The organism is Microbacterium thalassium, from assembly GCF_014208045.1.
Taxonomy (GTDB): domain Bacteria; phylum Actinomycetota; class Actinomycetes; order Actinomycetales; family Microbacteriaceae; genus Microbacterium; species Microbacterium thalassium.
This window is the reverse complement of record NZ_JACHML010000001.1, coordinates 228,535-252,878: the sequence shown is the minus strand read 5'-3', so window position 1 is coordinate 252,878 and position 24,344 is coordinate 228,535. Positions and strand designations below refer to the sequence as shown.

General features: G+C 71.1%; 21 protein-coding genes and 3 tRNA genes. 16 read left to right on the top strand and 8 right to left on the bottom strand.

Annotated elements, in window-relative coordinates; translation table 11 throughout:
- Window positions 1-13: 13 nt before the first annotated feature.
- Both lhgO and HD594_RS01195 read right to left on the bottom strand, forming a co-directional pair.
- Window positions 14-1,216, bottom strand: a complete 1,203-nt coding sequence (gene lhgO, locus HD594_RS01200) for an L-2-hydroxyglutarate oxidase (protein ID WP_184749197.1) — start codon at window positions 1,214-1,216, stop codon at window positions 14-16.
- Entirely contained in the window at window positions 1,216-2,664 is a 1,449-nt protein-coding gene (locus HD594_RS01195; RefSeq protein ID WP_184749196.1) for an aldehyde dehydrogenase family protein, read from the bottom strand. Before HD594_RS01195 ends, lhgO begins: the two co-directional genes overlap by 1 nt.
- A gap of 245 nt (window positions 2,665-2,909) precedes the next feature.
- Between HD594_RS01195 and HD594_RS01190 the strand changes: the two genes are divergently transcribed.
- Window positions 2,910-4,085 carry a tyrosine-type recombinase/integrase gene (locus HD594_RS01190; RefSeq protein WP_271171240.1) on the top strand — a complete coding sequence of 392 codons (1,176 nt, stop codon included), beginning with the start codon at window positions 2,910-2,912 and terminating at the stop codon, window positions 4,083-4,085.
- 118 nt (window positions 4,086-4,203) lie between these two features.
- On the opposite strand, the gene HD594_RS01185 is transcribed toward HD594_RS01190, so the two are convergent.
- The 3 genes from HD594_RS01185 to HD594_RS01175 all read right to left on the bottom strand — a co-directional run bounded on the left by HD594_RS01185 (window position 4,204) and on the right by HD594_RS01175 (window position 4,518).
- Window positions 4,204-4,276 (bottom strand) — tRNA-Phe (locus HD594_RS01185).
- A 65-nt stretch (window positions 4,277-4,341) separates the two neighbouring features.
- Window positions 4,342-4,415 (bottom strand) — tRNA-Asp (locus HD594_RS01180).
- A 30-nt stretch (window positions 4,416-4,445) separates the two neighbouring features.
- A tRNA-Glu gene (locus HD594_RS01175) sits at window positions 4,446-4,518 on the bottom strand.
- 221 nt (window positions 4,519-4,739) lie between these two features.
- On the opposite strand from HD594_RS01175, the gene HD594_RS01170 reads away from it, so the two are divergent.
- Complete coding sequence (locus tag HD594_RS01170; RefSeq protein WP_271171239.1) at window positions 4,740-6,137, top strand: M23 family metallopeptidase; 1,398 nt, start codon at window positions 4,740-4,742, stop codon at window positions 6,135-6,137.
- A 24-nt stretch (window positions 6,138-6,161) separates the two neighbouring features.
- Here HD594_RS01170 and HD594_RS01165 read toward each other — a convergent pair whose 3' ends face one another.
- Together HD594_RS01165 and ppa are read right to left on the bottom strand one after the other, a co-directional pair.
- Window positions 6,162-7,511, bottom strand: a complete 1,350-nt coding sequence (locus tag HD594_RS01165) for a DUF2254 domain-containing protein (RefSeq protein WP_184749193.1) — start codon at window positions 7,509-7,511, stop codon at window positions 6,162-6,164.
- 9 nt (window positions 7,512-7,520) lie between these two features.
- Window positions 7,521-8,054 (bottom strand): inorganic diphosphatase, encoded by a 534-nt coding sequence (ppa, locus tag HD594_RS01160; protein ID WP_184749192.1) that lies wholly within the window; start codon window positions 8,052-8,054, stop codon window positions 7,521-7,523.
- A gap of 73 nt (window positions 8,055-8,127) precedes the next feature.
- Here ppa and tilS point away from each other — a divergent pair, with 73 nt between their 5' ends.
- The 13 genes from tilS to HD594_RS01095 all read left to right on the top strand — a co-directional run bounded on the left by tilS (window position 8,128) and on the right by HD594_RS01095 (window position 22,727).
- Window positions 8,128-9,153, top strand: coding sequence for a tRNA lysidine(34) synthetase TilS (gene tilS, locus HD594_RS01155; RefSeq protein WP_184749191.1), 1,026 nt, complete (start codon window positions 8,128-8,130; stop codon window positions 9,151-9,153).
- 9 nt (window positions 9,154-9,162) lie between these two features.
- On the top strand, window positions 9,163-9,714 hold the full coding sequence (gene hpt, locus HD594_RS01150; protein WP_184749190.1) for a hypoxanthine phosphoribosyltransferase: 552 nt from the start codon (window positions 9,163-9,165) through the stop codon (window positions 9,712-9,714).
- A 142-nt stretch (window positions 9,715-9,856) separates the two neighbouring features.
- Window positions 9,857-11,866 carry an ATP-dependent zinc metalloprotease FtsH gene (gene ftsH / locus HD594_RS01145; RefSeq protein WP_184749189.1) on the top strand — a complete coding sequence of 670 codons (2,010 nt, stop codon included), beginning with the start codon at window positions 9,857-9,859 and terminating at the stop codon, window positions 11,864-11,866.
- A gap of 9 nt (window positions 11,867-11,875) precedes the next feature.
- A complete protein-coding gene (gene folE, locus HD594_RS01140; RefSeq protein ID WP_184749188.1) occupies window positions 11,876-12,466 on the top strand; it encodes a GTP cyclohydrolase I in 591 nt (196 codons plus the stop codon).
- Entirely contained in the window at window positions 12,463-13,299 is an 837-nt protein-coding gene (folP, locus tag HD594_RS01135) for a dihydropteroate synthase (RefSeq protein WP_184749187.1), read from the top strand. The genes folE and folP overlap by 4 nt, the downstream gene beginning before the upstream one ends.
- Complete coding sequence (gene folB, locus HD594_RS01130) at window positions 13,272-13,658, top strand: dihydroneopterin aldolase (RefSeq protein ID WP_184749186.1); 387 nt, start codon at window positions 13,272-13,274, stop codon at window positions 13,656-13,658. The genes folP and folB overlap by 28 nt, the downstream gene beginning before the upstream one ends.
- Window positions 13,655-14,188, top strand: a complete 534-nt coding sequence (gene folK / locus HD594_RS01125; RefSeq protein WP_184749185.1) for a 2-amino-4-hydroxy-6-hydroxymethyldihydropteridine diphosphokinase — start codon at window positions 13,655-13,657, stop codon at window positions 14,186-14,188. The genes folB and folK overlap by 4 nt, the downstream gene beginning before the upstream one ends.
- The gene (locus HD594_RS01120) at window positions 14,185-14,679 is read left to right on the top strand and encodes a DUF3180 domain-containing protein (protein WP_184749184.1); all 495 of its coding nucleotides are present in this window, start codon (window positions 14,185-14,187) and stop codon (window positions 14,677-14,679) included. Before folK ends, HD594_RS01120 begins: the two co-directional genes overlap by 4 nt.
- Window positions 14,624-15,211, top strand: a complete 588-nt coding sequence (locus tag HD594_RS01115; protein ID WP_184749183.1) for a PH domain-containing protein — start codon at window positions 14,624-14,626, stop codon at window positions 15,209-15,211. The genes HD594_RS01120 and HD594_RS01115 overlap by 56 nt, the downstream gene beginning before the upstream one ends.
- Window positions 15,208-16,821, top strand: coding sequence for a PH domain-containing protein (locus HD594_RS01110; RefSeq protein ID WP_271171238.1), 1,614 nt, complete (start codon window positions 15,208-15,210; stop codon window positions 16,819-16,821). Before HD594_RS01115 ends, HD594_RS01110 begins: the two co-directional genes overlap by 4 nt.
- Before the next feature lie 106 nt (window positions 16,822-16,927).
- Complete coding sequence (locus HD594_RS01105; RefSeq protein WP_184749182.1) at window positions 16,928-17,635, top strand: DUF2520 domain-containing protein; 708 nt, start codon at window positions 16,928-16,930, stop codon at window positions 17,633-17,635.
- A 77-nt stretch (window positions 17,636-17,712) separates the two neighbouring features.
- Complete coding sequence (gene lysS, locus HD594_RS01100; protein ID WP_184749181.1) at window positions 17,713-19,236, top strand: lysine--tRNA ligase; 1,524 nt, start codon at window positions 17,713-17,715, stop codon at window positions 19,234-19,236.
- 122 nt (window positions 19,237-19,358) lie between these two features.
- Window positions 19,359-22,727: an ExeM/NucH family extracellular endonuclease gene (locus tag HD594_RS01095; RefSeq protein ID WP_184749180.1), complete on the top strand. Its 3,369-nt coding sequence runs from the start codon at window positions 19,359-19,361 to the stop codon at window positions 22,725-22,727.
- Between the two features lie 60 nt (window positions 22,728-22,787).
- Here the strand turns inward: HD594_RS01095 and HD594_RS01090 are convergent, their stop codons facing one another.
- On the bottom strand, window positions 22,788-23,951 hold the full coding sequence (locus HD594_RS01090) for a DUF4192 family protein (RefSeq protein WP_184749179.1): 1,164 nt from the start codon (window positions 23,949-23,951) through the stop codon (window positions 22,788-22,790).
- Window positions 23,952-24,055: 104 nt separating this feature from the next.
- Between HD594_RS01090 and HD594_RS01085 the strand changes: the two genes are divergently transcribed.
- Window positions 24,056-24,271, top strand: coding sequence for a hypothetical protein (locus tag HD594_RS01085; protein ID WP_184749178.1), 216 nt, complete (start codon window positions 24,056-24,058; stop codon window positions 24,269-24,271).
- The last annotated feature ends 73 nt before the right edge of the window (window positions 24,272-24,344 follow it).

The following is a 24,344-nucleotide window of genomic DNA, read 5'->3' as shown; positions in this document are numbered from 1 at the left end:
GATTCTCACCCGCTCAGACAGAGGTGCGGGCCAGGTAGTGCTCGATGACGTATTCGGCGATGGCGATGGAACTCGTCGCCGCGGGTGAAGGGGCGTTGCGCAGCACGGTGACGGGGCCGACCTGGTCGACGGCGAAGTCGTCGAGCAGCTCGCCAGCTCGTCCCCAGGCCTGGGCACGCACACCCGCACCGCTCTTGTGCTCGAGGTCGGTCATGGTCAGCTCGGGGACGAAGCGTCGCGCCTTCTGGAAGTACAGCGGCTTGATGAGCGATCCCGAGATCTCGTCGACGCCCATGCGCCAGTGCTGCTTCGCGAGCGGCCACGCCCCGGGCCACCGCAGCGACTCCCACGTGTCCTTCACCGACCACTGCAGCCAGCTGTAGCCCTCGCGGCGCAAGGCCGGCACGGCGTTGGGTCCCACGTGCACGTTGTCGTACACGCCGCGCGTGAAGTGCACGCCGAGGAACGGGAACCGCGGGTCCGGCACCGGGTAGATCATGCCGCTGACGAGGTCTGTGCGCGAGGACTTGAGCTCCCAGTACTCGCCGCGGAACGGCAGGATCTTCGGTGACGGGTCGGCCCCGACGAACCGGGCGACGACGTCGGACTGCAACCCTGCGCACACGATCACACGCTCGAACACGTCCTCGGACACCGGCGTCGTGACGCGCACGCGGCCGTTCTCGTGACGGATGCCGGTGACCTCGTGCCCGAGGCGGATCGCGCCGCCCGCAGCGCGGACGTCCTGCGCCATCGCCTCGGTGATCGTGGCGTAGTCCACGACCGCCGTGCGGGGGGAGTGGACCGCGGCGACGCCGGCGACGTGCGGCTCGATCTCGCGCAGCCGCGCGACGTCGTCGATGCGATCCAGGTCGGGCACCCCGTTCTCGATCGAGCGTCGCTCGATCTCGGCGAGCGCGGAAAGCTCGGTCTCGTCGACGGCCACGACGAGCTTGCCGACCTCGCGGTAGGGCAGGCCCTTCTCTTCGCAGAACTCGCGGATCGACACCCGGCCGGCCGCGCACAGTGTCGCCTTGAGCGAGCCGGGCTTGTAGTAGAGCCCGGCGTGGACGACGCCGGAATTGTGGCCGGTCTGGTGCTGAGCGAGGCGGGCCTCCTTCTCGAGCACCGTCACCTGGTCGCCGCGCTGCGTGAGCGCGCGGGCGAGCGCGATGCCGACGATGCCGCCGCCGATGATCCCGGTGGTGCCCGCCATCAGTGGGTCCGCACCGCGGCGGTCTTCACGCGCGTGTAGAACCGCAGCGCTTCCTGGCCCTGCTCTTTGAACGGCGAACCCGACTCCTTGAACCCGCCGAAGGCCTGGTGGATATCCCACCCGCTCGTGGGCTGATTCACCGACACCTGCCCGGTGTCGACGGCCTCGACGAAGCGGAATGCCGCCTCGAGGCTGCGCGTGAACACGGCGCTGGACAGGCCGTACGCCGAGTCGTTGACCGCCGTGATCGCCTCGTCGAGCGAGTCGACCACGATCATGCTCAGCACCGGGCCGAAGACCTCTTCGCGCCACAGGCTGTTGTCGCGGTCGACGGTGACGAAGATCGGCTCGACGAAGCATCCGCTCTCGAGCATGTCGGCCGGGACGTCGGCGCGCCCGATCACCTCGGCACCCTCGGCGAGCCCGGCCTCAACGCGAGCACGGATGTCGGCCTGAGCGCCGCGGCTGACGACCGGACCCATATCGGTGCCGTCGGCCCCGCCTGCACCGACGCGCAGCCTCGAGATCGCGTCGGTGAGGCGGACACGCACCTCGTCGGCGATCTGTCGCTCGACGATGAGGCGGCTGGTCGCGGTGCAGCGCTGACCGCTCTGGCCGAAGCTGCCGGCCATGAGGATCGGCACCGCGAGGTCGAGGTCGGCGTCGGCGAGCACGACGGCGGCGTTCTTGCCGCCCATCTCGGTCTGAACGCGGATGCCGCGTCCCGCGAGCCGCCGCTGCAGCGCGAGCCCGACCGAGGTCGAGCCGGTGAAGGAGACCGCCGCGATGCGGGGGTCGTCCACGAGCGCGTCGCCGATCTCGGAGCCGCGGCCCGTGACGGTTCCCAGGGCGCCTGCGGGCAGGCCCGCGCGCTGGAGGATCTCGGCGAGGCGCAGCGTGATGAGCGGGGTCTCGGTCGCCGGCTTGATGACCACAGCGTTGCCGGAGATGAGCGCCGGCGCGAGCTTGCGCGCCGGGGTGAGGAGCGGGTCGTTCCAGGGCGTGATGAGGACGACGATGCCGACCGGCTCGCGCGTCTGCATCGCGAACGTGCCGGGCCGCGCGTCGGGGATCAGCTCGCCGAACGCCTGGCGTCCCAGCGCCCCGTAGTACTCGAAGAACTCGGCGGTCTTGCCCACCTCGCCGGTCGCCTCGGCCGTGGTCTTGCCCATCTCGGCGACGATGAGCTCGACGAGGTCGCCGGCTTCGGCGCGGATGAGGGCGGCGGCGTCGAGCAGCACGCGACCGCGCGCGAGCGGGCCGGCGGCTCGCCAAGCGCGGGCGCCGGCATCGGCGGCGTCGAACACGGCGCCGAGATCATCGGACGTGAGGGCGGGGACGGTCCCCACCAGTGACCCGTCGGCGGGGTTGGTGACCTGGATGAGGCGATCCGGTGCCGCATCGACGAACTCACCCCCGATCAGATTCGGCAGTGTGCTCGTCGCCATCGTCGACCTCCGTGACTCGCTGTTCCCGCGCGGGCACGCGGAACCACTTCAAGCTTCGAGGGAGCCATGCGGCGTGACAATGTGCGATCGCGCAACCGTATCTTTACCGGTGCTCATCGGCTGCGCCGGTCGAGAGCGGTCGGCGTCGGCGGGCGCCCCTCGTCCGACTCTCCCGCGGTCGATCGTTCAGCCGCACCGTCCATCGCATCATGCGTAACTCAGCACAACTTCTGCATAATCAAGTTGTGGGAAGTGTCGAGTCGTATGAGTCCAAGGCTGGCCGTCGCTATCGCGTTCGATACCGCCGCCCGGACAACAAGCAGACCGACAAGCGAGGATTCCGCACGAAGCGGGAGGCGGAAGCATTCCTCGCGACCGTCGAGGCGTCCAAGCTCCGCGGCGAGTGGGTCGATCCCGCACGGTCGCGCGTACGGTTCGGTGATGTGGCTGAGGCCTGGTACGACGGCAAGATCAGTGTCAAGGCGACGACCCGGTCGGGATACCGGAATTCGCTCGACAAGCACGTGCTGCCGAAGTGGGGGAGTACGCGCGTGGCCGACATCGACCATGCCGCGGTGCAGGCCTGGGTCGCGACGCTGTCCAAGTCGCTGTCGCCGTCGTCTACCCGGCAGATCTACCTCGTGCTGTCCGGCGTCCTCGCCTACGCGGTACGCGACGGACGTCTCGGGCGGAACGTGGCAGCGGAGATCGCCCTGCCGCGCGTGGTCGCTTCAGATCGCCACTATCTAAACCACTCGCAGGTGCATCTGCTCGCCGAGGAGGTCGGCGAGTGGGCGACACTCATCCGCTTCCTCGCCTACACGGGGCTGCGCTGGGGCGAGGCGACCGCGCTTCGCCCGGAGGATGTCGACCTCGATGCGCGGTTCGTCAGAGTGAGGCGTGCCGTCGCCGACGTCCGGGGAAACCTCGTGTGGGGAACGCCGAAGACGCATGAGCAGCGCACCGTGCCGTACCCGTCGCTGCTCGACGAGAGCATCGCCGAGCATGTCGCAGCCGGCCGCGATACCGGTCTCCTCTTCTGCGGGCCCACCGGAGCGCCCCTTCGCGGTGGAAACTTCCGTCGCCGCGTCTTCAGTCCTGCCGTGGAGAGACTGTCATCGCGACTGGACGAAGACTTCCCGCAGGTCACTCCGCACGACCTGCGCCACACCGCGGCCAGCCTCGCGATGTCAGCCGGCGCGAACGTCAAGCTCCTCCAACGGATGCTGGGGCACGCGTCGGCGGCGATGACCCTCGACGTGTATGCGGACCTCTTCCCGGAGGACCTGACATCCGTCTCAGCCGCCCTCGATCGCGCTGCTCGTGATTCGTTCGTGGGCAAATCGTGGGCAGACGCCGCTGACGCGAGTGTGGAGGACTCCGCGGATGACTCGTCGGACGGGTCGGAAGATGCCCGCTAACGGAGCGCACGCCGGGCGTCGAGATCCTCGCGATCCCAGTGTTTCCAAGGAAAAACGAAACCCCCGCGATGTAGAAGCTACGCGAGGGTTCCTGGGGTGACTGTAACGATCACCCTTGTGGCTCCGACCGGCATCGATCCGGTGACCTTTCGATTTTCAGTCGAACGCTCTACCAACTGAGCTACAGAGCCGCGCGGCATCCGAAGCTGCCGCGTCCTAAACGAAAAGCCCTCCGAGAAGGGCTTGTCGCTCGGAGCGACCCTGACGGGACTTGAACCCGCGACCTCCGCCGTGACAGGGCGGCACGCTAACCAACTGCGCTACAGGGCCATGCTTGTGAAATTGTGTTGCCGGCGTGAGTGACCCCAACGGGATTCGAACCCGTGCTACCGCCGTGAAAGGGCGGCGTCCTAGGCCGCTAAACGATGGGGCCGGATGAACCCGGTGGGCTCTCGCCTGCCGACGATCAAGCATAAGAGATTTCCGGCGCCACGCCAAATCGGGGCCGGGGCCCTCTGGTGCACGCGTCGGAAAGAGCGGACACTAGGCGGTGTGCGCCCCGACGCTGGGACGGGAGCGCGCGCGACTCAATCCGTGGCAGATGCGACCAATGTTGCTAATGTGAAAGACGTTGTCGCGCGAAGGGAGGGGTCTGTGAGCGTTGAGCCCGACCCCGACGCGTGCGGCTGCGCCCCCACGCAGCGCGATCGACCGACCCTGCGCCCGACGCTGACCCGCCGCGCGACGCTCGGTCTGGGCGTCCTCGGCGTCGCCGCCACGGCGGCGATCGCGAGCCCGCTCGTGCCGGCCGCGTTCGCCGACGACTACCCCACGTGGGACGACGTGCAGAAGGCCAAGGCGAACGAGGCGGCCAAGGCCACCGAGGTCACCAGGATCCAGTCGCTGATCGAATCGCTCAAGGCCGAGGTCGCCGCCAAGCAGGCCGCGGCCGAGAAGGCGTCCGACGAGTTCTACGTCGCCCAGCAGGAGTACTTCGACGCCTCCTACCGTGCCGACCAGATCCAGGAGCAGGCCGACGAGCAGGCCGCCGCCGCACTGGACGCCGCCAACAAGGCGGGCCGCGTCGCGGCGCAGCTCTATCGCAGCGGCGGCGACGACACGTCGCTCGAGCTCTTCTTCGCCGGATCGGCGTCGTCGGCCGACGACCTGCTGACGCGTCTGGGCACGATGGACCGGCTGCTCGAGCGCAACCAGGACATCTACGCCGAGGCGATCACGGCGCGCGACTCGGCGCAGAGCCTCAGCGATCAGGCCGTGGTCGCGCGCAACGAGCGCGACCGGCTCCAGAAGGTCGCCGAGGAGAAGATGATCGCGGCGCAGAAGGCCGCCGACGAGGCTCAGGCCGCCCTCGACGCGCAGAATGCGAACCTCGCCACGCTCGAGGCCCAGCTGGCCGCGCTGCAGGACACGACCGCGAAGACGATCGCCGACTACCAGGAGGGCGTCCGCGTCCGCGAGGAGGCGGCCCGCAAGGCCCGGGAAGAGGCCGCACGGAAGGCCCGCGAAGAGGCCGCGCGGCTCGCGGCGGCTGCGGCTGCGGCTTCGTCCGGCGGCAGCAGCAGCGGCGGTTCGAGCAGCAGCGGGTCGAGCGGCGGCGGCGGCAAGGTCGTCAACTCCGGGTGGGCGCGTCCGTCGTCGGGCCGGCACACCTCGGGCTACGGCCCGCGCAGCGTCCAGTGCGGCCCGAGCTACTGCGCCAGCAGCTTCCACTACGGCGTCGACCTCGCCTCCGGGTGCGGCGCGGGCATCTACGCGGCGCACGCCGGAACCGTCGTGTACGCCGGCGCCAACGGCGGCTACGGCAACTACATCAAGATCGACCACGGCAACGGAATCGCCACCGGCTACGCCCACATCCAGTGGGGCGGCCTCTACGTCGGCTACGGCCAGCGGGTCAGTGCCGGTCAGCTCATCGCGGCGGAGGGGCGCACGGGCAACTCGTTCGGATGCCACCTGCACTACGAGGTGTACCAGAACGGCTATCCCATCAACCCGGTGCCGTTCATGGCCGCACGCGGCGTCTCGGTCTGACGCGACCGGTCATCGCCCGCGTCGTCAGGCGCGTCCGAGCGTGGCCCGTGCACGCGCGCCCAGGTCGGCGAACCGGGCGCGCTCGACCTCGTCGTAGTCCTCGCGGGCGACGGATGCCTCCAGCCGCTCGAGCTGGCCGAGCAGGACGTCCCGCTCGGACGGTCGTCGTGCTCGCCAGGCAACGTCGTCGATGACGGCGAACAGGCGCGCCGCGACGTCGGGGTCGCCTGCGCCGTACCGGCGGATCTGCTGCAGCCCGACCTCGGCGAAGTCCGCGAAGCCGCCGCCCGCAGGAATCAGCCGCGCGGCTCCGTCGGCATCCGCCCACGCGGCGGGCCGCTCGTCGCGCTCGGCCAGATCGCCCAGCACCGCGGCGATGTGCCCGAGGGCGTGGACGGCGGTGGTGGGGTCGTTGACGCCCGGCGACAGCGCCTTGGCCGCGACATCGGCGAGCTGCCGCAGGCCGAACCCGACGTCCTGCGGCGGCGTGCGCTCGTACGCGGCCGAGAAGCATTCCGCGAGCGACTCCGCGAGCCGCTCCGAGGTCTCGGCGTCCGGGCGCACCATCGGGTCCGACGGCCACCACTCGATGAGCGGGGTGCCCTCGACGACGTTCTCGCCCACGGTCCGCAGCTCTCGCACGACGGCATCGGCCTCTGCGGCGACCCGCACGAGCGCTTCGCGGTCGACGCCCGTGATGAACCCGGACGTCGGGGCCGGCACCGTCCGGGCATGCCCGGGACGCGCGGGGGCGGCCGCCGGTGCGCCGGGGGCGTCGTCGGCCATGAGGGCGATCGTCTCGGACGCCTCGCGGTGCACGTCGCGCATCATCGTCTCGACGCGCAGCTGCCGCGCCAGGTGGGCGAGGAAGAACGTCAGCACGATGACGCTCGAAAGCGTGAGGACGGATGCCGCCGTCAGCGCGAGCCGCGGCACGAACTCGTCGGCATCCTCCGTCGCGTCCTCGACCGTGCGGAGCACCGTTAGGGCGTAGGCGAACGTGCCGAGGAACATCGCCAGCGTCGCGTGCACCATCCGGTCCGACGCGAACATGCGCAGCAGCCGCGGCGACGCCTGGCTGGAGGCCAGCTGCAGCGCCACCACCGTCAGCGAGAACGTCAGCGAGGCGGCGGTGATGAGCGAGCCGGCGATCGCCGACAGCACCGCGCGGGCGGCATCCACTCCGCCCGAGAAGACGAACGTCCCCACCCACGAGGGCAGGGACGCGTCGACGGCCCGGTCGATCACCGGCAGCGCGACCCCGAGGATCACGCCGGCGATGACCGCCACGAGCGGCAGCGGCCACAGGCGGGACGCGATCGCCTCGGTGATCGAGGCGAGTCGCCGCCTGACTGCGCCGCCGGGCCGGGTCATGGCCGAAGGCTACCGCGTGGTGGGCGCCTCGCCCTCACCCTGGGTCTCGGTCTGGCCCTCGTGCTCCTCGAAGCGCGTGAAGGACTCCGCCACGAGGCGCTCGGCCTCGGTGACGTCGCCCCACTCGTCGACCTTGACCCACTTGCCGGGCTCGAGGTCCTTGTAGTGCTCGAAGAAGTGGGCGATCTCCTTCTGCGTGTACTCGGCGATGTCGTCGACGTCCTGGATGTGGGCCCAGCGCGGGTCCTTCGCGAGCACCGCGACCAGCTTGTCGTCGCCGCCGGCCTCGTCGCTCATCTTCAGCACGCCGACGGGGCGCACCTTGACGACGACGCCGGGCGCGATGTCGTAGTCGAGCAGCACCAGCACGTCGAGCGGGTCGCCGTCCTCGCCCAGGGTGTTCTCGAAGAAGCCGTAGTTCGCGGGGTAGCCCATCGGCGTGTAGAGGATGCGGTCGAGGAAGACCCGGCCGGTGCCGTGGTCGACCTCGTACTTGATGCGGCTGCCGCGCGGGATCTCGATGACGGCGTCGTACGCGCCCATGCTGGTGCTCCTTCGAAGTCTGTGGGGATGCCGCACACCAGCCTAGTCGCGGGGGAGCCGATACCTTGAGGGCGTGGACGAGCGCAGGCCGGGGCTGGACCCCTCCGTCGCCGAGGTGCGGCGCGCGGTGCGCCCGGCGCTGCGGGGGCTCGGCGCCGGCTCGGCAGTCGTCGTGGGGCTCAGCGGCGGGGCGGATTCGCTGGCGCTCGCCGCGGCTGTTGCCTTCGAGGGCCCGAAGGCGGGCGTGCGGGCGCTGGCGGTCGTCGTCGACCACGGACTCCAGATCGGGTCGGCGGATGTCGCGGCCGCGGCGGCCGCGGCGGCACGCGGCCTCGGGCTCGACGCACGCGTCACGAGGGTCGAGGTCGCCGGCGCGGGCGGACCCGAGGCGGCGGCGCGCACGGCGCGGTACGGGGTGCTGCGCGCGGCGGCTGCGGAGGCGGGCGCCGCGGCGGTGCTCGTCGCGCACACGCTGGACGACCAGGCCGAGACGGTGCTGCTCGGCCTCGCGCGGGGAGCCGGAGCGGCGAGTCTGCAGGGCATGTCGCCGGCATCCGACCTCGACGGCGTCGCGCTGCTGCGTCCGCTGCTCGACGTGCGGCGGGCCACGACCCGCGCAGCCTGCGCCGCGCAGGGGCTCGAGCCGTGGGAGGACCCGCACAACGCCGATATCGCGTACGCACGCGTGCGGGTGCGCGAGCGCGTGCTGCCGGTGCTCGAGGCCGAGCTCGGGCCGGGGATCGCCGGCGCGCTCGCGCGCACCGCGGCGCAGCTGCGCGAAGACGCCGAGGCGTTCGACGAGATGATCGACGAGACGATCGAGGACATCGTCGAGCATGCCGAAGCGGGCATCTCGGTCTCGGTCGCGGCGCTGGCGGCCAATCCGGCGGCGCTGCGCAACCGCATCATCAGGCACGTCGTCGCCGCAGAGTTCGGTCAGAGCCTGACACGGGGGCAGACGATCGAGGTCGCGCGGCTCGTCACCGACTGGTCGGGCCAGGGCCCGATCGACCTCCCCGGATGCCGCGCCCGCCGCACGGGCGGCCGGATCGAGTTCGCGGCGGCCGCCGCCGGTGGCGACGCGCGTCCGACTGAATAGACTCGGGTCATGCGCGCGACCGACATCGAAAGCGACATCACCGAGGTCCTCGTCACCGAGGAGCAGATCCGCGACAAGCTCGACGAGATCGCCGCGCAGGTCGAGGCGGACTACGCCGGCAAGGACCTGCTGCTGGTCGGCGTCCTCAAGGGCGCGATCATGGTGATGGCCGACTTCTCGCGGTCGCTGAAGAGCCTCGTGCCGATGGACTGGATGGCGGTGTCGTCCTACGGCGCCGGGACGAAGTCCAGCGGCGTCGTCCAGATCCGCAAGGACCTCGACACCGACCTGCACGGCAAGCACGTGCTGATCGTCGAGGACATCATCGACTCGGGGCTCACCCTCAGCTGGCTGCTCGAGAACTTCGCGTCGCGCGGCGCCGAGGCCGTCGACGTGTTCGCGCTCCTGCGCAAGCCCGAGGCGGCGAAGGTGGTCGTGCCCTGCAAGTACGTCGGCTTCGACATCCCCACCGACTTCGTGGTCGGCTACGGCCTGGACTACGCCGAGAAGTACCGCAATCTGCGCGACGTCGCCGTGCTCGCGCCGCACGTGTACTCCTGACGCGCGCGCCGTCACCCCCTGTACGCCGTGGGCGAATGCACAGGGGGTGCCTAGGTTGCGCGGTATACCCTGAAACCCACCGCCGGCAGGCTGGATCGCCGCGGTGCCGCCGACGAAGGGACAGGGCGTTCGCGCCCACACAATGGACGTCAAGAAGATCACCCGCAATCCGCTGCTTTATGTGCTGCTGATCGCGGTCTTCCTCATCGTGGGATTCATGCTCATCTCGAGCCTGAACGGCGCCAAGCAGATCTCCACGCAGGAGGGTCTCGAGCTGCTCGAGGGCAGCACCGTCACCGAGGTGCTCAACACCGACGGCGACCAGCGCGTCGACATGACGCTGTCCGAGCCCTACGACGGCGCGACCGAGGTGCAGTTCTACTACGTCGACGCCCGTGCCGCCGAGGTCGTGGACGCCGTGACGGCCGCCGCCCCCGAGGACGGCTTCGACGACGCCGTGCCGCGCGCGACGTGGTTCGACGGCTTCCTGTCGCTCATGCTCCCGATCCTGCTGCTGGGCCTGCTCTTCTGGTTCCTGCTGTCGAACGTCCAGGGTGGCGGCAGCAAGGTCATGCAGTTCGGCAAGTCCCGCGCGAAGCTCGTGACGAAGGAGATGCCGCAGGTCACGTTCCAGGACGTCGCCGGCTCCGACGAGGCGATCGAGGAGCTCGAGGAGATCAAGGACTTCCTCAAGGACCCGGCCAAGTTCCAGGCCGTCGGCGCCCGCATCCCCAAGGGCGTGCTGCTGTACGGACCTCCCGGAACCGGAAAGACGCTGCTGGCCCGCGCCGTCGCGGGCGAGGCCGGCACGCCGTTCTACTCGATCTCGGGCTCGGACTTCGTCGAGATGTTCGTCGGCGTCGGCGCGAGCCGCGTGCGCGACCTGTTCAACCAGGCCAAGGAATCCGCCCCCGCGATCATCTTCATCGACGAGATCGACGCCGTCGGCCGGCACCGCGGCGCGGGCCTCGGCGGCGGGCACGACGAGCGCGAGCAGACCCTGAACCAGATGCTCGTCGAGATGGACGGCTTCGACCCCAAGGCGAACGTCATCGTCATCGCGGCGACGAACCGTCCCGACATCCTCGACCCGGCGCTCCTGCGCCCCGGACGCTTCGACCGCCAGATCGGCGTGGACGCACCCGACCTGAAGGGTCGCGAGAAGATCCTCGAGGTGCACGGCCGCGGCAAGCCGCTCGCCGACAGCGTCGACCTCGAGGTCGTCGCCCGCAAGACGCCGGGCTTCACCGGCGCCGACCTCGCGAACGTCCTCAACGAGGCGGCGCTGCTGACGGCGCGCTCCAACGCGCAGCTCATCGACAACCGGGCCCTCGACGAGGCGATCGACCGCGTCATCGCCGGTCCTCAGCGTCGCACGCGCGTCATGAAGGACAAGGAGAAGCTCATCACGGCCTACCACGAGGGCGGTCACGCGCTCGCGGCGGCGGCGATGAACCACACCGACCCCGTGACGAAGGTGACGATCCTGCCGCGCGGCAAGGCCCTCGGCTACACCATGGTGCTGCCGCTGGACGACAAGTACTCCATCACCCGCAACGAGCTGCAGGACCAGCTCACCTACGCGATGGGCGGCCGCGTCGCCGAGGAGATCGTCTTCCACGACCCCACCACCGGCGCCTCGAACGACATCGAGAAGGCGACCAGCATCGCCCGCAAGATGGTCACCGAGTACGGCATGACCACCGATGTCGGCCCGGTCAAGCTCGGGCAGTCCTCCGGCGAGGTGTTCATGGGCCGCGACATGGGTCACGGCCGCGACTTCTCCGAGCGCGTCGCCGAGCGCGTGGACGTCCAGATGCGCGCGCTCATCGAGCAGGCGCACGACGAGGCGTACAAGGTGATCAGCGACAACCGCGACATCCTCGACAAGCTCGCTTTGGCGCTCCTCGAGAAGGAGACGCTCGACCACAACGAGCTCGCCGAGATCTTCACCGACGTCAAGAAGCTGCCGCCGCGCCCGCAGTGGCTCTCGAGCGAGGACCGCCCCGTCTCGACGCTGCCGCCGATCGAGGTGCCGCGCCCGGCCGACCAGCCCGCCGGCATCGCGGCGTCGGCCGAGGCCGAGCAGACCGCCGCGGAGAAGGCGCCCCAGCGCCGCCCCACAGGGCAGGCACGTCCCGCGACCGCGTAGGCTCGGCCTGTGGCCGTTGATCGCGAGCGCGTCGCCGCACTGGTGCGACAACTCCTGGAGGCGATCGGGGAGGACCCCGATCGCGCTGGGCTCCGTCAGACGCCTCAGCGCGTCGCCGACGCCTATGCGGAGTTCTTCTCCGGCGTGGGGGCGGATGCCGCCGCGCCGCTGGGGTCGACCATCTCGGTCTCGAGCGGGCCCGCGCCGGACACCCTGCCCTCGGGCGCGGTGATGCTGCGCGACATCCGGTTCCGCTCGGTGTGCGAGCACCACCTGCTCCCGTTCCGGGGCACCGCGCACGTCGCGTATCTTCCCGGCGAGCAGATCGTGGGTCTGGGGTCCCTGCCCAAGGTCGTCGACGTGCTGGCGTCGCGCCCGCAGGTGCAGGAGCGTCTCGGGGAGCAGATCGCCGACGCCATCGCCGACGCGCTGGACACGCGCGGCGTGCTGGTCGTGCTCGACGCCGCCCACGAGTGCCTCACGATGCGCGGCGGACGCCAGCCCGACGCCACCACCGTCACGATCGCCGCCCGCGGCGAACTCGCCGAGCCGGCGGCGCGCGCCGAGCTCATGGCCCTGCTGGGAGGACAGCGAGCATGACCCTTCTGATGGGCGTCGTCAACGTCACGCCCGACTCGTTCAGCGACGGGGGCCGGTACCTCGATCACGACGCCGCGATCGCCCACGGGCTGCGGCTGCGGCTCGAGGGGGCCCAGATCCTCGACATCGGCGGCGAGTCCACCCGGCCGGGAGCCGAGCGCGTCGCTCCCGAGGTCGAACGCGAGCGCGTCCTCCCGGTCGTGCGCGCCCTCGCCGAGGCGGGCGCCGCCGTCAGCATCGACACCATGAACGCGTCGACCGCCGTCGCCGCGCTCGAAGCCGGCGCCCGCATCGTCAACGACGTGTCGGGGGGCCTCGCCGACCCCGACCTGCTGACCGCCGTCGCTCCCTACGGCGCCGACGTCGTGCTGTCGCACTGGCGCGGGCATTCCGCCGACATGTACGCACGCGCGACGTACTCCGACATCGTCTGCGACGTCGCCACCGAGCTGTCGGCCCGCATCGACGAGGCCGCGGCCGCCGGCATCCCCCCGGCCCGCATCATCGTCGACCCGGGCATCGGGTTCGGCAAGCGCGGGCAGCAGAACTGGACGCTGCTGCGCCGCCTGGACCGCCTCGGGCAGCTGGGCGTGCGGGTCCTCGTCGGCACGAGCCGCAAGCGCTTCCTGACCGAGACCCTCGATCCCGAGGACCCCACGACCGTCGAGCAGCAGCGCCGTGACCTCGCCACCGCCGTCACGACGGTCCTGGCCGCGCAGGCGGGCGCGTGGGCGGTGCGCGTGCACGACGTCGCCGCCTCCCGCGACGCCCTGGCCATCCAGCACGCGTGGGAGGGGGAGAGCCGTTGGGTCACTCCGACGAGATCACGCTGACCGGGCTGACCGTCTTCGGGCGCCACGGCGTCTTCGCCCACGAGCGGCGTGACGGTCAGGAGTTCGTGGTGGACGTGACAATGCGCCTGGACATGCGTCGCGCGGCCGAGACCGACGATGTCGCCGACACGGTGCACTACGGCGAGATCGCCGAGCGCATCGCGGCGGTGATCGGCGGCCGACCCGTCGCGCTCATCGAGACGCTCGCCGCCCGCATCGCCGACGAGGTGCTCGCCGAGCCCCTGATCCACTCGGTGCGGGTGACCGTGCACAAGCCGCACGCACCCATCGCCCTCGCGTTCGACGACGTCGCCGTGACGATCGAGCGACGCAGGCCGTCCGACGAGGCGGCGGCGTGAACCGGCGCCTCGCCGACGGCATCGAAGCACCGGAGCCGCGCGAGCCCCGCCCGGCGGTGCAGGCGGTCATCGCCCTCGGGGCGAACCTGGGCGACCGGCGCGCCACGTTCGCGTCGGCCGTCGAAGCGCTTCGTCGCCTGCCGCTCACGACCGACGTCGTCGTCGCCGAGCCGGTCGAGTCGGTCGCGGTCACCCTGGAGGGGCCGGATGCCGACAAGCCGACGTATCTGAACTCGGTGGCGCTGGTGACCACGCGCCTGGCGCCCTCGGTGCTCCTCGGCTATCTGCACGCCATCGAGGCGCGGCACGGCCGGGAGCGGGCCGAGCGCTGGGGCGATCGCACCCTCGATCTCGACCTGATCGCCTACGGCGACACCCGCAGCGAGGATCCCCGCCTGATGCTGCCGCATCCGCGCGCCGCCGAACGCGACTTCGTCCTCGTGCCGTGGCTGGCGATCGACCCCGACGCGGTGCTGCCGGGCGCGGGCCGCGTCGACGACCTGCTCGCGCGCCCCGGGGACGCCTCGTGAAGCGCACCGGTCCCGGGGTGCTCATCGTCGCGGCGGTCATCGGGGTCGCCGCCGGGTACGCCCTCGACCAGATCCTCACGGCCGCCGGCCGCCCGACCTTCACCCCGGCGATCACGCTGCCGGTCCTGCTCATCGCGCTCGGGGCGGCCGTGGTCTCCCTCGCCTGGCCGATCCATCGCGCCGCGAGAGGGTCCGCGCCCGCGCGCATCGACCCCTTCCGGGCTGTGCGCATCGCCATGCTCGCGAAGGCGTCGAGCATCGTCGGGGCGGGCGTCGGCGGCCTCGGCCTGGGGCTCGCGCTGTTCCTGCTGAGCCGTCCGGTGCCGCCCTCGGTAGGCTCGATCGCGGCGGTCCTGGCCACCGCGGCAGCGGGCGGCGTCCTGATCGCCGCCGCGCTCGTCGCGGAGCACCTGTGCACGATCCGGAAGGACGACGATGACGAACAGCCCGGCGGCGCCGGAACCGGACCCGAGCCCCAGCTCCACGACTGACGCGGGCGCGGACGAGGCGACCTTCTCGAAGCTGATCGAGCCGCGATCCGCTGCGCGTCTGGCCATCGAGCCGGGCGCCTGGCACCAGATCTCGCCCAAGTACGTGTGGGTCCAGCTGATCTCGAACGGCGCGGTGCTGATCGTCGTCGTCGCGGTCACGCTCGCGCTGTGGCTGCTGTGGCAGCAGTGGTGGGCGCTGATCGCGGGCGGCATCGTCTCGGTGATCCTGGTGTGGACGATCGCGATCACACCGCGCCAGGCACGGTCGATCGGGTACCGGCTGCGCGAGGACGACCTGGTGTTCCGGCGGGGCATCCTGTGGCAGCGCATCGTCGCGGTGCCGTACGGACGGATGCAGCTGATCGACATCACCCACGGCCCGCTCGACCGCGGCTTCGGGATCGCCCAGCTGAAGTTCGTCACCGCCGCCGCGGCCACCGGCGTCACGATCCCGGGGCTCCCGCAGGCGACGGCCGAGACGCTGCGCGACCATCTGGTCGCCGTCGCCGAGACCCGGCGGACGGGACTGTGAGCGACGCCGCCGTCCCCGAGCCGGCGGTGCCGCCGTCGGACCTGGTGCGCTCGCCCCTCAGCGACGGGGAGTGGCACCGGATGCATCCGCTCACGCCGCTCATGCGGGGCGGGCTGTTCCTGCTCGTGGTCGGCGGCATCATCGTGGCGAACATGCGCGATCGGCTCGTCGCCGTCTTCCTGCCGTGGCTGCTGCCGGACTCGTCGGAGGACTTCTCCGACTTCGGCGGCGGCGACGACCCGGTCGACTTCGTGATCGCCAACAACCTCTACCTGGTGGCCCTCGTGGTCGTGCTCGGCGTCCTGGCGGTGCTGGTGAGCGGTTTCTACCTGTCGTGGCGGTTCCACTCCTTCCGCATCACGGGCGACGACGTCGAGGTGCGCCGCGGCATCCTCAATCGCACGCAGCGCCGCGCGCCGCTGGACCGCGTGCAGGGCGTGAACCTCACGCGCCCGATGATCGCGCGCATCTTCGGGATGGCGAAGCTCGAAGTGGTCGGCGCGGGCGCCGACGCGAACGTGAAGCTGGAGTACCTGTCGACCGCCAACGCCGAGGCGGTGCGGGCCGACATCCTGCGGCTCGCCTCCGGGCGGCGGCTCGGATCGTCGGCGGCCGGGTCGGGCGACGGTTCGGCCGCGCCCGCCGCGGGGCTCGGGCGGACGGTCGGCCGAGGCGTCACGGGTCTGATCGCGGGCGACGAGCCCGAGGTCGAAGAACCGGAATCCGTCGTCCACATCCCGGTGGGCCGCATCATCGGCTCGCACATCCTCAGCACCTCGACGCTGTGGCTGATCGCCGCGCTGACGGCGATCGTGATCGGGGTCGTCAACAGCACCCCGTGGCTGCTGTTCGGCTTCGTCCCGGCGATCATCGGCTTCGCCGCGTTCTGGTTCCGCTCGATCACGCGCTCGCTGCGGTACTCGATCGCCCCGACGCCCGACGGCGTGCGCATCACGTTCGGTCTGCTCACGACCATCACCGAGATCGTCCCGCCCGGCCGCGTGCACGCCATCGAGGTCTCGCAGTCGATCCTGTGGCGGCCGGCCGGCTGGTGGACGGTCACGGTCAACCGGCTCTCCGGCAGCGCCGGGGGCGACGGCAACTCCGAGCAGTTCGCCACGGTGCTCCCCGTCGGCACGCGCGACGACGTCGAGCAGGTGCTGCGGCTGCTGCTGCCCGACCTCCCCGAGAGCGCGTGGCCCGAGGTCTTCCGCCACGGGATCCTGGGTCCCCAGACCGACGACCCGTACACGAACACCCCGGGGCGGGCGCGGCTGCTCCGGCCGCTGTCGTGGCGCCGCAACGGGCTGCTCGCGACGCCCGACGCCCTGCTCCTGCGCCGCGGTGTCGTGTGGCGTCAGCTCAGCGTCCTGCCGCTCGCGCGTCTGCAGTCGATCGGGGTGTCGCAGGGGCCGCTCGCCCGGGCGATCCGCGTCGCCGGCATCCGCGCCCACACGATCCCGGGCCGGGTCTCGACCACGATCGGGGCGATCGACCGGGACGCCGCGCTGCGCGTGTTCGCCGACGTCGAGTCGGGGGTGCTGGCGGCCGCGGCGGCCGATCACACGCATCGGTGGGCGGGCGAAGCCGGCGAAGACGCCGGTCGCTGACCGTCCGCGCACCCGGCCCGCGTCGCCCACGGGCGCATCGCCGACGAGATCCACCACGTCCACGAGGGCGTCGGAGGCGCGCCGGGCGGTTCGGTAGCATCGACGGATGCTTCGGACCGCCCGCCTCGGCGTGGGGATCATCGGCGCGGGACGCGTCGGCCCCGTCATCGGCGCCGCCCTCGCCGGCGCCGGGCATGCGCTGACGGGCATCACGGCAGGATCCGATCGGGATCGCGTCGAGGCCGTGCTGCCCGGCGTACCGGTGCTCGCCGCCGATGAGATCCTGCGACGCAGCGAACTCGTCGTGATCGCCGTGCCCACGGAGCAGCTCGAGGGCCTCGTCGGCGGACTCGCCGAGGTCGGCGCGTGGCAGCCGGGTCAGCTCGTCGTCCACACCGACGCCGCCTTCGGGACGGGCGTCCTCGCGCCCGCGGCCGCCCGTGGCGCCATTCCCCTGGCGATCCATCCCGCGATCGCGTTCACGGGGACGAGCATGGACCTGCGCCAGCTCACGAACGCGTTCGCCGCCGTGACCGCCCCGGGACCGGTGCTGCCGATCGCCCAGGCGCTGGCGGTCGAACTCGGCTGCGAGCCGATCGTGGTCGCCGAAGAGGACCGTGCGGCGTATGCCGAGGCCATCGCGACCGCGACGGCGTTCTCGCGCTCGATCGTCGGTCAGGCCGCCGGTCTGCTGGCCCGGGCCGGCATCCCGGAGCCCGGTCTGTACCTGTCGTCGCTGGTCCACTCGACGGTCGATCACGCGCTCGCCGAAGCCGGCGGCGCGACCGGCGAGGTGCCGCCCGTCGACCAGTAGCCGGCTGAACCCTCTTCAGGGTCTCGCACGCACGCGCCGGTAGACTTGATCGGTCTGTCCCGAGGAGCCCTGACACGATGACCGATTCCGCCGCGCCCGCGCCCGCCAACGAGCCGACCGAAGACGACGTCTTCGAGCAGAAGGCCGTGCGCCTGGCCAAGCGCGAGCAGCTGATCGCCGAGCGGGCGGATGCCGCAGGCGGCGCGTACCCGGTGACGCTCCCCGTCACCGACACGATCCCCGAACTGCGCGAGCGCTACGGCGACCTCGAGGCCGGGGCAGAGACCGGCGTGACCGCCGCCGTGGCGGGCCGTGTCGTGTTCAGCCGCAACACCGGCAAGCTGTGCTTCGCGAGCCTGCAGTCCGGCGACGGCAGCCGCATCCAGGCGATGGTGTCGCTCGCGAACGTGGGCGAGGAGTCGCTGCGGGCCTGGAAGGAGCTCGTCGACCTGGGCGACCACGTCTACGTCACCGGCGGGGTCATCTCCAGCCGTCGCGGGGAGCTGTCGATCATGGTCACGGACTGGCAGATCGCGTCGAAGGCGATCCTGCCGCTGCCGAACATGTACGCCGAGCTGAGCGAGGAGAGCCGCGTGCGCTCGCGCTTCCTCGACCTCATCGTGCGCGACCAGGCCCGCGAGACGGTCGTCGCGCGCTCGAAGGTCAACGCGAGCCTGCGGACGACCTTCGCCTCCCGCGGCTTCATCGAGGTCGAGACCCCGATGCTCCAGGTGCAGCACGGCGGAGCATCCGCTCGTCCCTTCGTGACGCGCTCCAACGCGTTCGACGCCGACCTGTTCCTGCGCATCGCTCCGGAGCTCTACCTCAAGCGCGCCGTCGTGGGCGGCATCGACCGCGTGTTCGAGATCAACCGGAACTTCCGCAACGAGGGCGCCGACTCGACCCACAGCCCCGAGTTCGCGATGCTCGAGGCGTACCAGGCCTACACCGACTACAACGGCATCGCCGACCTGACGCAGGCCCTGATCCAGGATGCGGCCGTCGCGGTCGCCGGTTCGACCACCGTCACGTGGGCGGACGGCACCGAGTACGACCTCGGCGGCGACTGGGAGCGGCTGTCGATGTACGAGTCGCTGTCGGCCGCCGCCGGGCGCGAGATCACGCCCGAGACGCCGCTGGACGAGCTCCGCGACATCGCCCAGGCGGAGGGCGTAGAAGAGCCGCCGCACGTCATCCACGGCAAGCTCGTCGAAGAGCTGTGGGAGCACTTCGTCAAGGGCGGCCTGACCCGACCGACGTTCGTCATGGACTTCCCGCTCGACACCAGCCCGCTGGTGCGCGAGCACCGCTCGATCCCGGGCGTCGTGGAGAAGTGGGACCTGTACGTCCGCGGCTTCGAGCTGGCCACCGGCTACTCCGAGCTGGTCGACCCGGTGATCCAGCGCGAGCGCTTCGTCGAGCAGGCCAAGCTCGCGGCGCGCGGCGACGTCGAGGCCATGCGCATCGACGAGGAGTTCCTGCGCGCCCTCGAGCACGGCATGCCGCCCACCGGCGGCATGGGCATGGGCATCGACCGCCTGCTGATGGCGATCACGGGCCTCGGCATCCGCGAGACGATCCTCTTCCCGCTGGTGAAGTAGCGCGACGCGGATTCCTGGCCCCCGTCGGGAAATCCAGAATTCACCTGCCGTTACCTCGCAGGCATTGGGTGGGGTCGGCAGGGGCCGGTAGCGTCGGCGCGAGCCACTACCGAGGAGAGTTCGTGCCCGTGAATCGTCGTGCCACCGCCGTCGCCGCAACCGCCTTCGTCTCGCTCGCGCTGATCGGCGTGCCTCCGGCGCAGGCGGCGACGGGCGATCCCGTGCTGATCAACGAAGTGCTGATGAGCACGGACAGTACGGACGTGGAGTACCTCGAGCTGTACGGCACCCCCGGCGCGTCGCTCGCGGGGCTCAGCATCCTCGACGTCGAAGGCGACATCGAATCGCCCCAGGGGCGTATCGACCGCCGCCTCGACCTGCCGTCGGACGCGGTGCTCGGCCCGAACGGCTACTACCTCATCGCGAACACCCTCACGGCCGACACCTACGGCGTGGCTCCCGACCTGGAGATCGCGAACAACTTCTTCGAGAACAGCACATCGACCGTCGCGCTGGTGCAGACCGCGTCGCTGGGCACGAAGGCCGTCGGCGATCTCGTCGATGACACGATCACGGTCGTCGACGGCTTCGCGAGCACCGACGGCGGCGCGGGCGACGCCGGCTACTTCGGTCTGCCCGTCCTCGGGCCGGACGGCTCGTACTTCCCCGCCGGATGGGGCCGGGTCGTCGCCGGCGTCGACACCGACACCGCAGCCGACTGGGAACTGCTCGACTTCAGCCTCGACTCGCCGCCCAACACCCCCACGGCGGCCGCCCCGCTGCTCGTGATCAACGCGGCGCTCGTGTCGACAGACGGCTCGGACGCCGAGTATGTCGAGCTGTACGGCACGCCGGGCACGAGCCTGGAGGGTCTCGCGATCGTCGACATCGAGAGCGACGACATCTCGAGCAACGGCCAGATCCAGCACTACTTCGAACTCCCCGCCGGCGCCGCGATCGGCGACAACGGCTTCTACCTGCTCGCGAACGAGATCGCCGCGAACGCGTTCGGCATCGTGCCGAACGCTTCGCTGCCGTCCAACGCGCTGGAGAACTCCTCGCTCACGATCGGACTCGTCGTCGTGGACGACCTCGGTGCGGGCTACCTCGACACGCTTCCCGCGGACGCACCCGCGATCGACGCCGTCGGGATCACCGACGGCGGGCTGACGGACAGCTTCTTCTTCGGTGCTCCGGTGGTGGGTCCGGACGGGCCGTACCTTCCGGCGGGCGTTCGGCGTGTCGCCACCGGTGTCGACACCGACACCGTCGCCGACTGGGAGTTCCTGACCTTCCGTCCGATCACCGATGACATCAACGTGCCGACCGCCGGAACCGGCGACACCGGGGAGACGATCGAGGTCTTCATCCACGACGTCCAGGGCGACACCGACACTTCGCCGCTCGTGGGCCGATCGGTCACCGTCGAGGGTGTCGTCGTCGGCGACAACGAGGGCGCCTACCCCACGCTGCGCGGCTTCTTCGTGCAGGAGGAGGACGCGGAGGCGGACAGCGACCCCACAACGTCCGAGGGGATCTTCGTCTACAACTTCAGCAATGACAGCGTGTCGCTCGGTGACCTGGTGCAGGTCACCGGAGCGGTGTCGGAGTTCAACGGCCTGACGGAGATCACCGCCGACGTGATCACCGTCGTCGAGTCCGGCGTCGACCTGCCGACGCCGGCCACGATCGAGTTCCCGCTCGCGTCCGTCGACGCGATGGAGGCCTACGAGGGCATGGCGGGAACGCTGCCGCAGGAACTCGTCATGTCGGAGTACTTCAACTACGACCGCTTCGGCGAGGTCGTCGTCGCGCTGCCGTCACTCGCGGACACCGACCGTGTCATGAACCCCACGGCCGTGTACGCGCCCGACGACCCCGCCGCCGCCGAGCTGCGCGACCTCAACCTGCGCAGCCGCATCACGATCGACGACGGGAACTCGTCCCAGAACCCCGACGTGAACATCCACCCGGTCAACCGTGAGCCGTTCAGCCTCGAGAACTCGTTCCGCGGCGGCGACACGGTGACCGGCCTCACGGGTCCCATCACCTACTCGTTCGGGCTCTACCGCATCCTGCCCTACGGCGACGGTGACGGGTACGACACCTACGTCAGGACCGAAGCCCCGGCCGAGCCCGAGGACGTCGGCGGCGACCTGCGCGTCGCGTCGCTGAACGCGCTGAACTACTTCGTCTCGCTCGACACCGCCGACACGTGCGGACCCACCGAGGACCAGGACTGCCGGGGCGCCGACGATCGCGAGGAGTTCGAGCGCCAGCACGCCAAGCTCATCAACGCGCTCGTCGGCCTCGACGCGGACGTGGTCGGACTGGTCGAGATCGAGAACACGCCCGGGGTCGAGGCGCTCGCCACGATCGTCGACGGCGAGGACGGTCCGGACGGCGACGGCAGCGGCCTGCCGGGACTGAACGACCTCCTCGGCGAGGGCACGTACGACTACGTCGCCGCAGGCGACGACTCGGTCGTCGGCACCGATGCGATCAAGGTCGGCGTGATCTACCGCACCGCGGCGGTCACTCCGTACGGGGCATCGGCCAGCCTCGACACCCCCGGGTTCCTCGACCCGCTCGACTCGGGCGTGAACAAGAACCGCGCGGCCGTCGCCCAGTCGTTCGTCGAGAACGCCAGCGGCGAGGTGTTCTCGGTGGCCGTCAACCACCTGAAGTCGAAGGGCTCGGAGTGCGGCGAGGCCGGCGAGGGAGGCCTCACCGGCAGCTGCAACGACACGCGCACCGCGGCCGCCGGTGCGCTCGCGGACTGGATCGCGGGCGACCCGACGGGCAGCGGCGACGCCGACTGGCTGATCCTCGGCGACCTCAACTCCTACGACAAGGAGGCCCCGATCGTCGTGCTGCAGGACGCGGGCTTCACCGACCTCGTCGGCGCCTACCAGGGTGAGTACGCCTACAGCTACGTCTTCGACGGCGAGGTCGGCTACCTCGACTACGTCATGTCGAGCGAGACGGCCACGGCGCAGGTGACCGGCGCCACCGAGTGGCACATCAACGCCGACGAGCCCGACATCCTCGACTACGACACCGGTTTCAAGTCGAGCGTCCAGGACACGTTCTTCGACCCCACGACGCCGTTCCGCGCGTCGGACCACGACGCGGCACTGATCGGGCTCGATCTCGACGGCGGCCTGGGCGAGTTCGACGTCACCGCCGACCCGGGCTCGCTGTGGCCGCCGAACCACAAGATGCGCTCGATCTCGCTCACGGTGGATCCGGACGACCTCGCCGTCGCGGCCGTGTCGGCGGTTTCGTCGGAGGCAGACTGCTGCCTCGGCGACGACGACCTCCCGAACGACATCGGCATCGCCGACGGCGAACTCTCGGTGCGTGCCGAGCGCTATGCCACGCAAGGACGCACGTACACGGTCACGGCCGCGGTCACAGACGGTGTGCAGGTCGTCGTCGTCGACGATGTCGAGATCCTCGTGCCCCACTCGCGGGGCAGAGCCCGCTGAGTGACTCCGGCGACTCGGTGCCCGCGTGGCATCGAGTCGCCGGACGTCCCGACGGGATCCTCACCTGCTCGCCCGCCTCGCCCCGCGGTCGAACGTCCACTCCGGCAGATGGCCGGCGCCGACGAACGACAGCACGATCTCGGCGAGGCCGTGCTCCGGCTCGAGATCGCGGGCGAGGCCCGCGTAGTGCGCGGCGTGGGTCGATCGGCCGAGCGCCCATGACAGCCACGCGCACATGGCGAGCAGCCCCGCGCGCTCACCCGCGGGTGTCCGCGCCGCCAGCGCACGAACCAGGGCCAGCGCCGACTCCAGCCGCGCGGGATCGGGCCGCGAGCCGTCCCCCCACATCCGCATGGCGAGATGCGCGGGGTACTCCTCGCCCTGCTCCCAGCGCAGCTGAGCCTGAAGTGCCTCGTCGGCGTCGCGGATGTGCCCGCTCCAGCCGACGAGGGCGATGTCGCGCAGTGCCGGTCTGCTCAAGCACCAGATGACGGCCGCACCGTCGTGCGGATCGATGTCGGTCGTGTCCCAGGCGAGCGCCTGCTCGTAGAGCTGGGGCAGATCATCCAGCAGCAGGGATGCCGCCAGCGAGCGCGGGTCCACTCGTCCGCCGCCGACGCGGCGCTCGCCGAAGGCGCCGCGCTCGTCGGTCGCCGCCGGTCCGCACACGACCTCGACGGCGCGATCGAAGGCCGCCAGCGCCTGCTCGCCCGCCGTCGCGGTGGCCGTGGACACCTCGGGCAGCTCCAGCCCGGCCGCGAGGTCGGCGGCGGGCTGCGGCAGGTGATCGATGCCGTCTGCGGCGGCATCCCCCAGCTCCGTGAGCGGCCGGCCCGTGTCGGGGCACTCCGGATCCAGGAACGAGCCCCAGCCATCCGCGGCGACGCACAGCGCATCGACGACCCGCAGGCCGCACGTCTCGGCGCGCCGGCCCACGGCATCCGCCAGGGGTCGATGCGGGATGCCGGCGGCGGCGGACGCTGCCGTGTAGGCCACCAGCGCGACGCCGTCGGCGTCCGGCAGCTTGCAGACCATGCCGATCAAGGTCGCCGCGACCTGGTCGGCGTCGGCCTCCGGTGCGGGCAGATCGACCCGCAGCGCACCGAGCGTGCGGGCGCCGTCGAAGGGCACGAGGACGAGGCTCTGCGAGACATGGCAGCCCAGCAGCCGCGGGACGAGGGACAGGAACTCCGCCGCGTTCGCGGCCTTCACGATCGTGGTCATGGCAGGACTCTGGCCGGACTCCGGGGCGCGTCACCGGGATGCGCCGGCCTGGGGACGGATCAGCGGGTGGGGAGGAGAGGCCGACGGCCGCGTAGACTGGGGGCGTGGATGATTACTGGCTCGCCGTCGTGTGGTCGCTCCTGCCGACCGTCGTCGTGAGCCTCCTGTTCTGGTACGTGCTGCGCAGCGTCGTGCGCGCCGACCGGAACGAGCGCCGCGCGTACGCCAAGATCGAGGCCGAGGAGCGCGCGAAGCGTGGACTTCCGCCGGCGAGCGCGGGCGCCGCATCCGACACGACCCCGGCCGGCGCCGAGAACTGACCCCGCTCCCCACTACGCTGGGCTCAGCCAGGCGATTCCGGGGGTGGGGATGTGGACGACAGCGGCGCGCTCG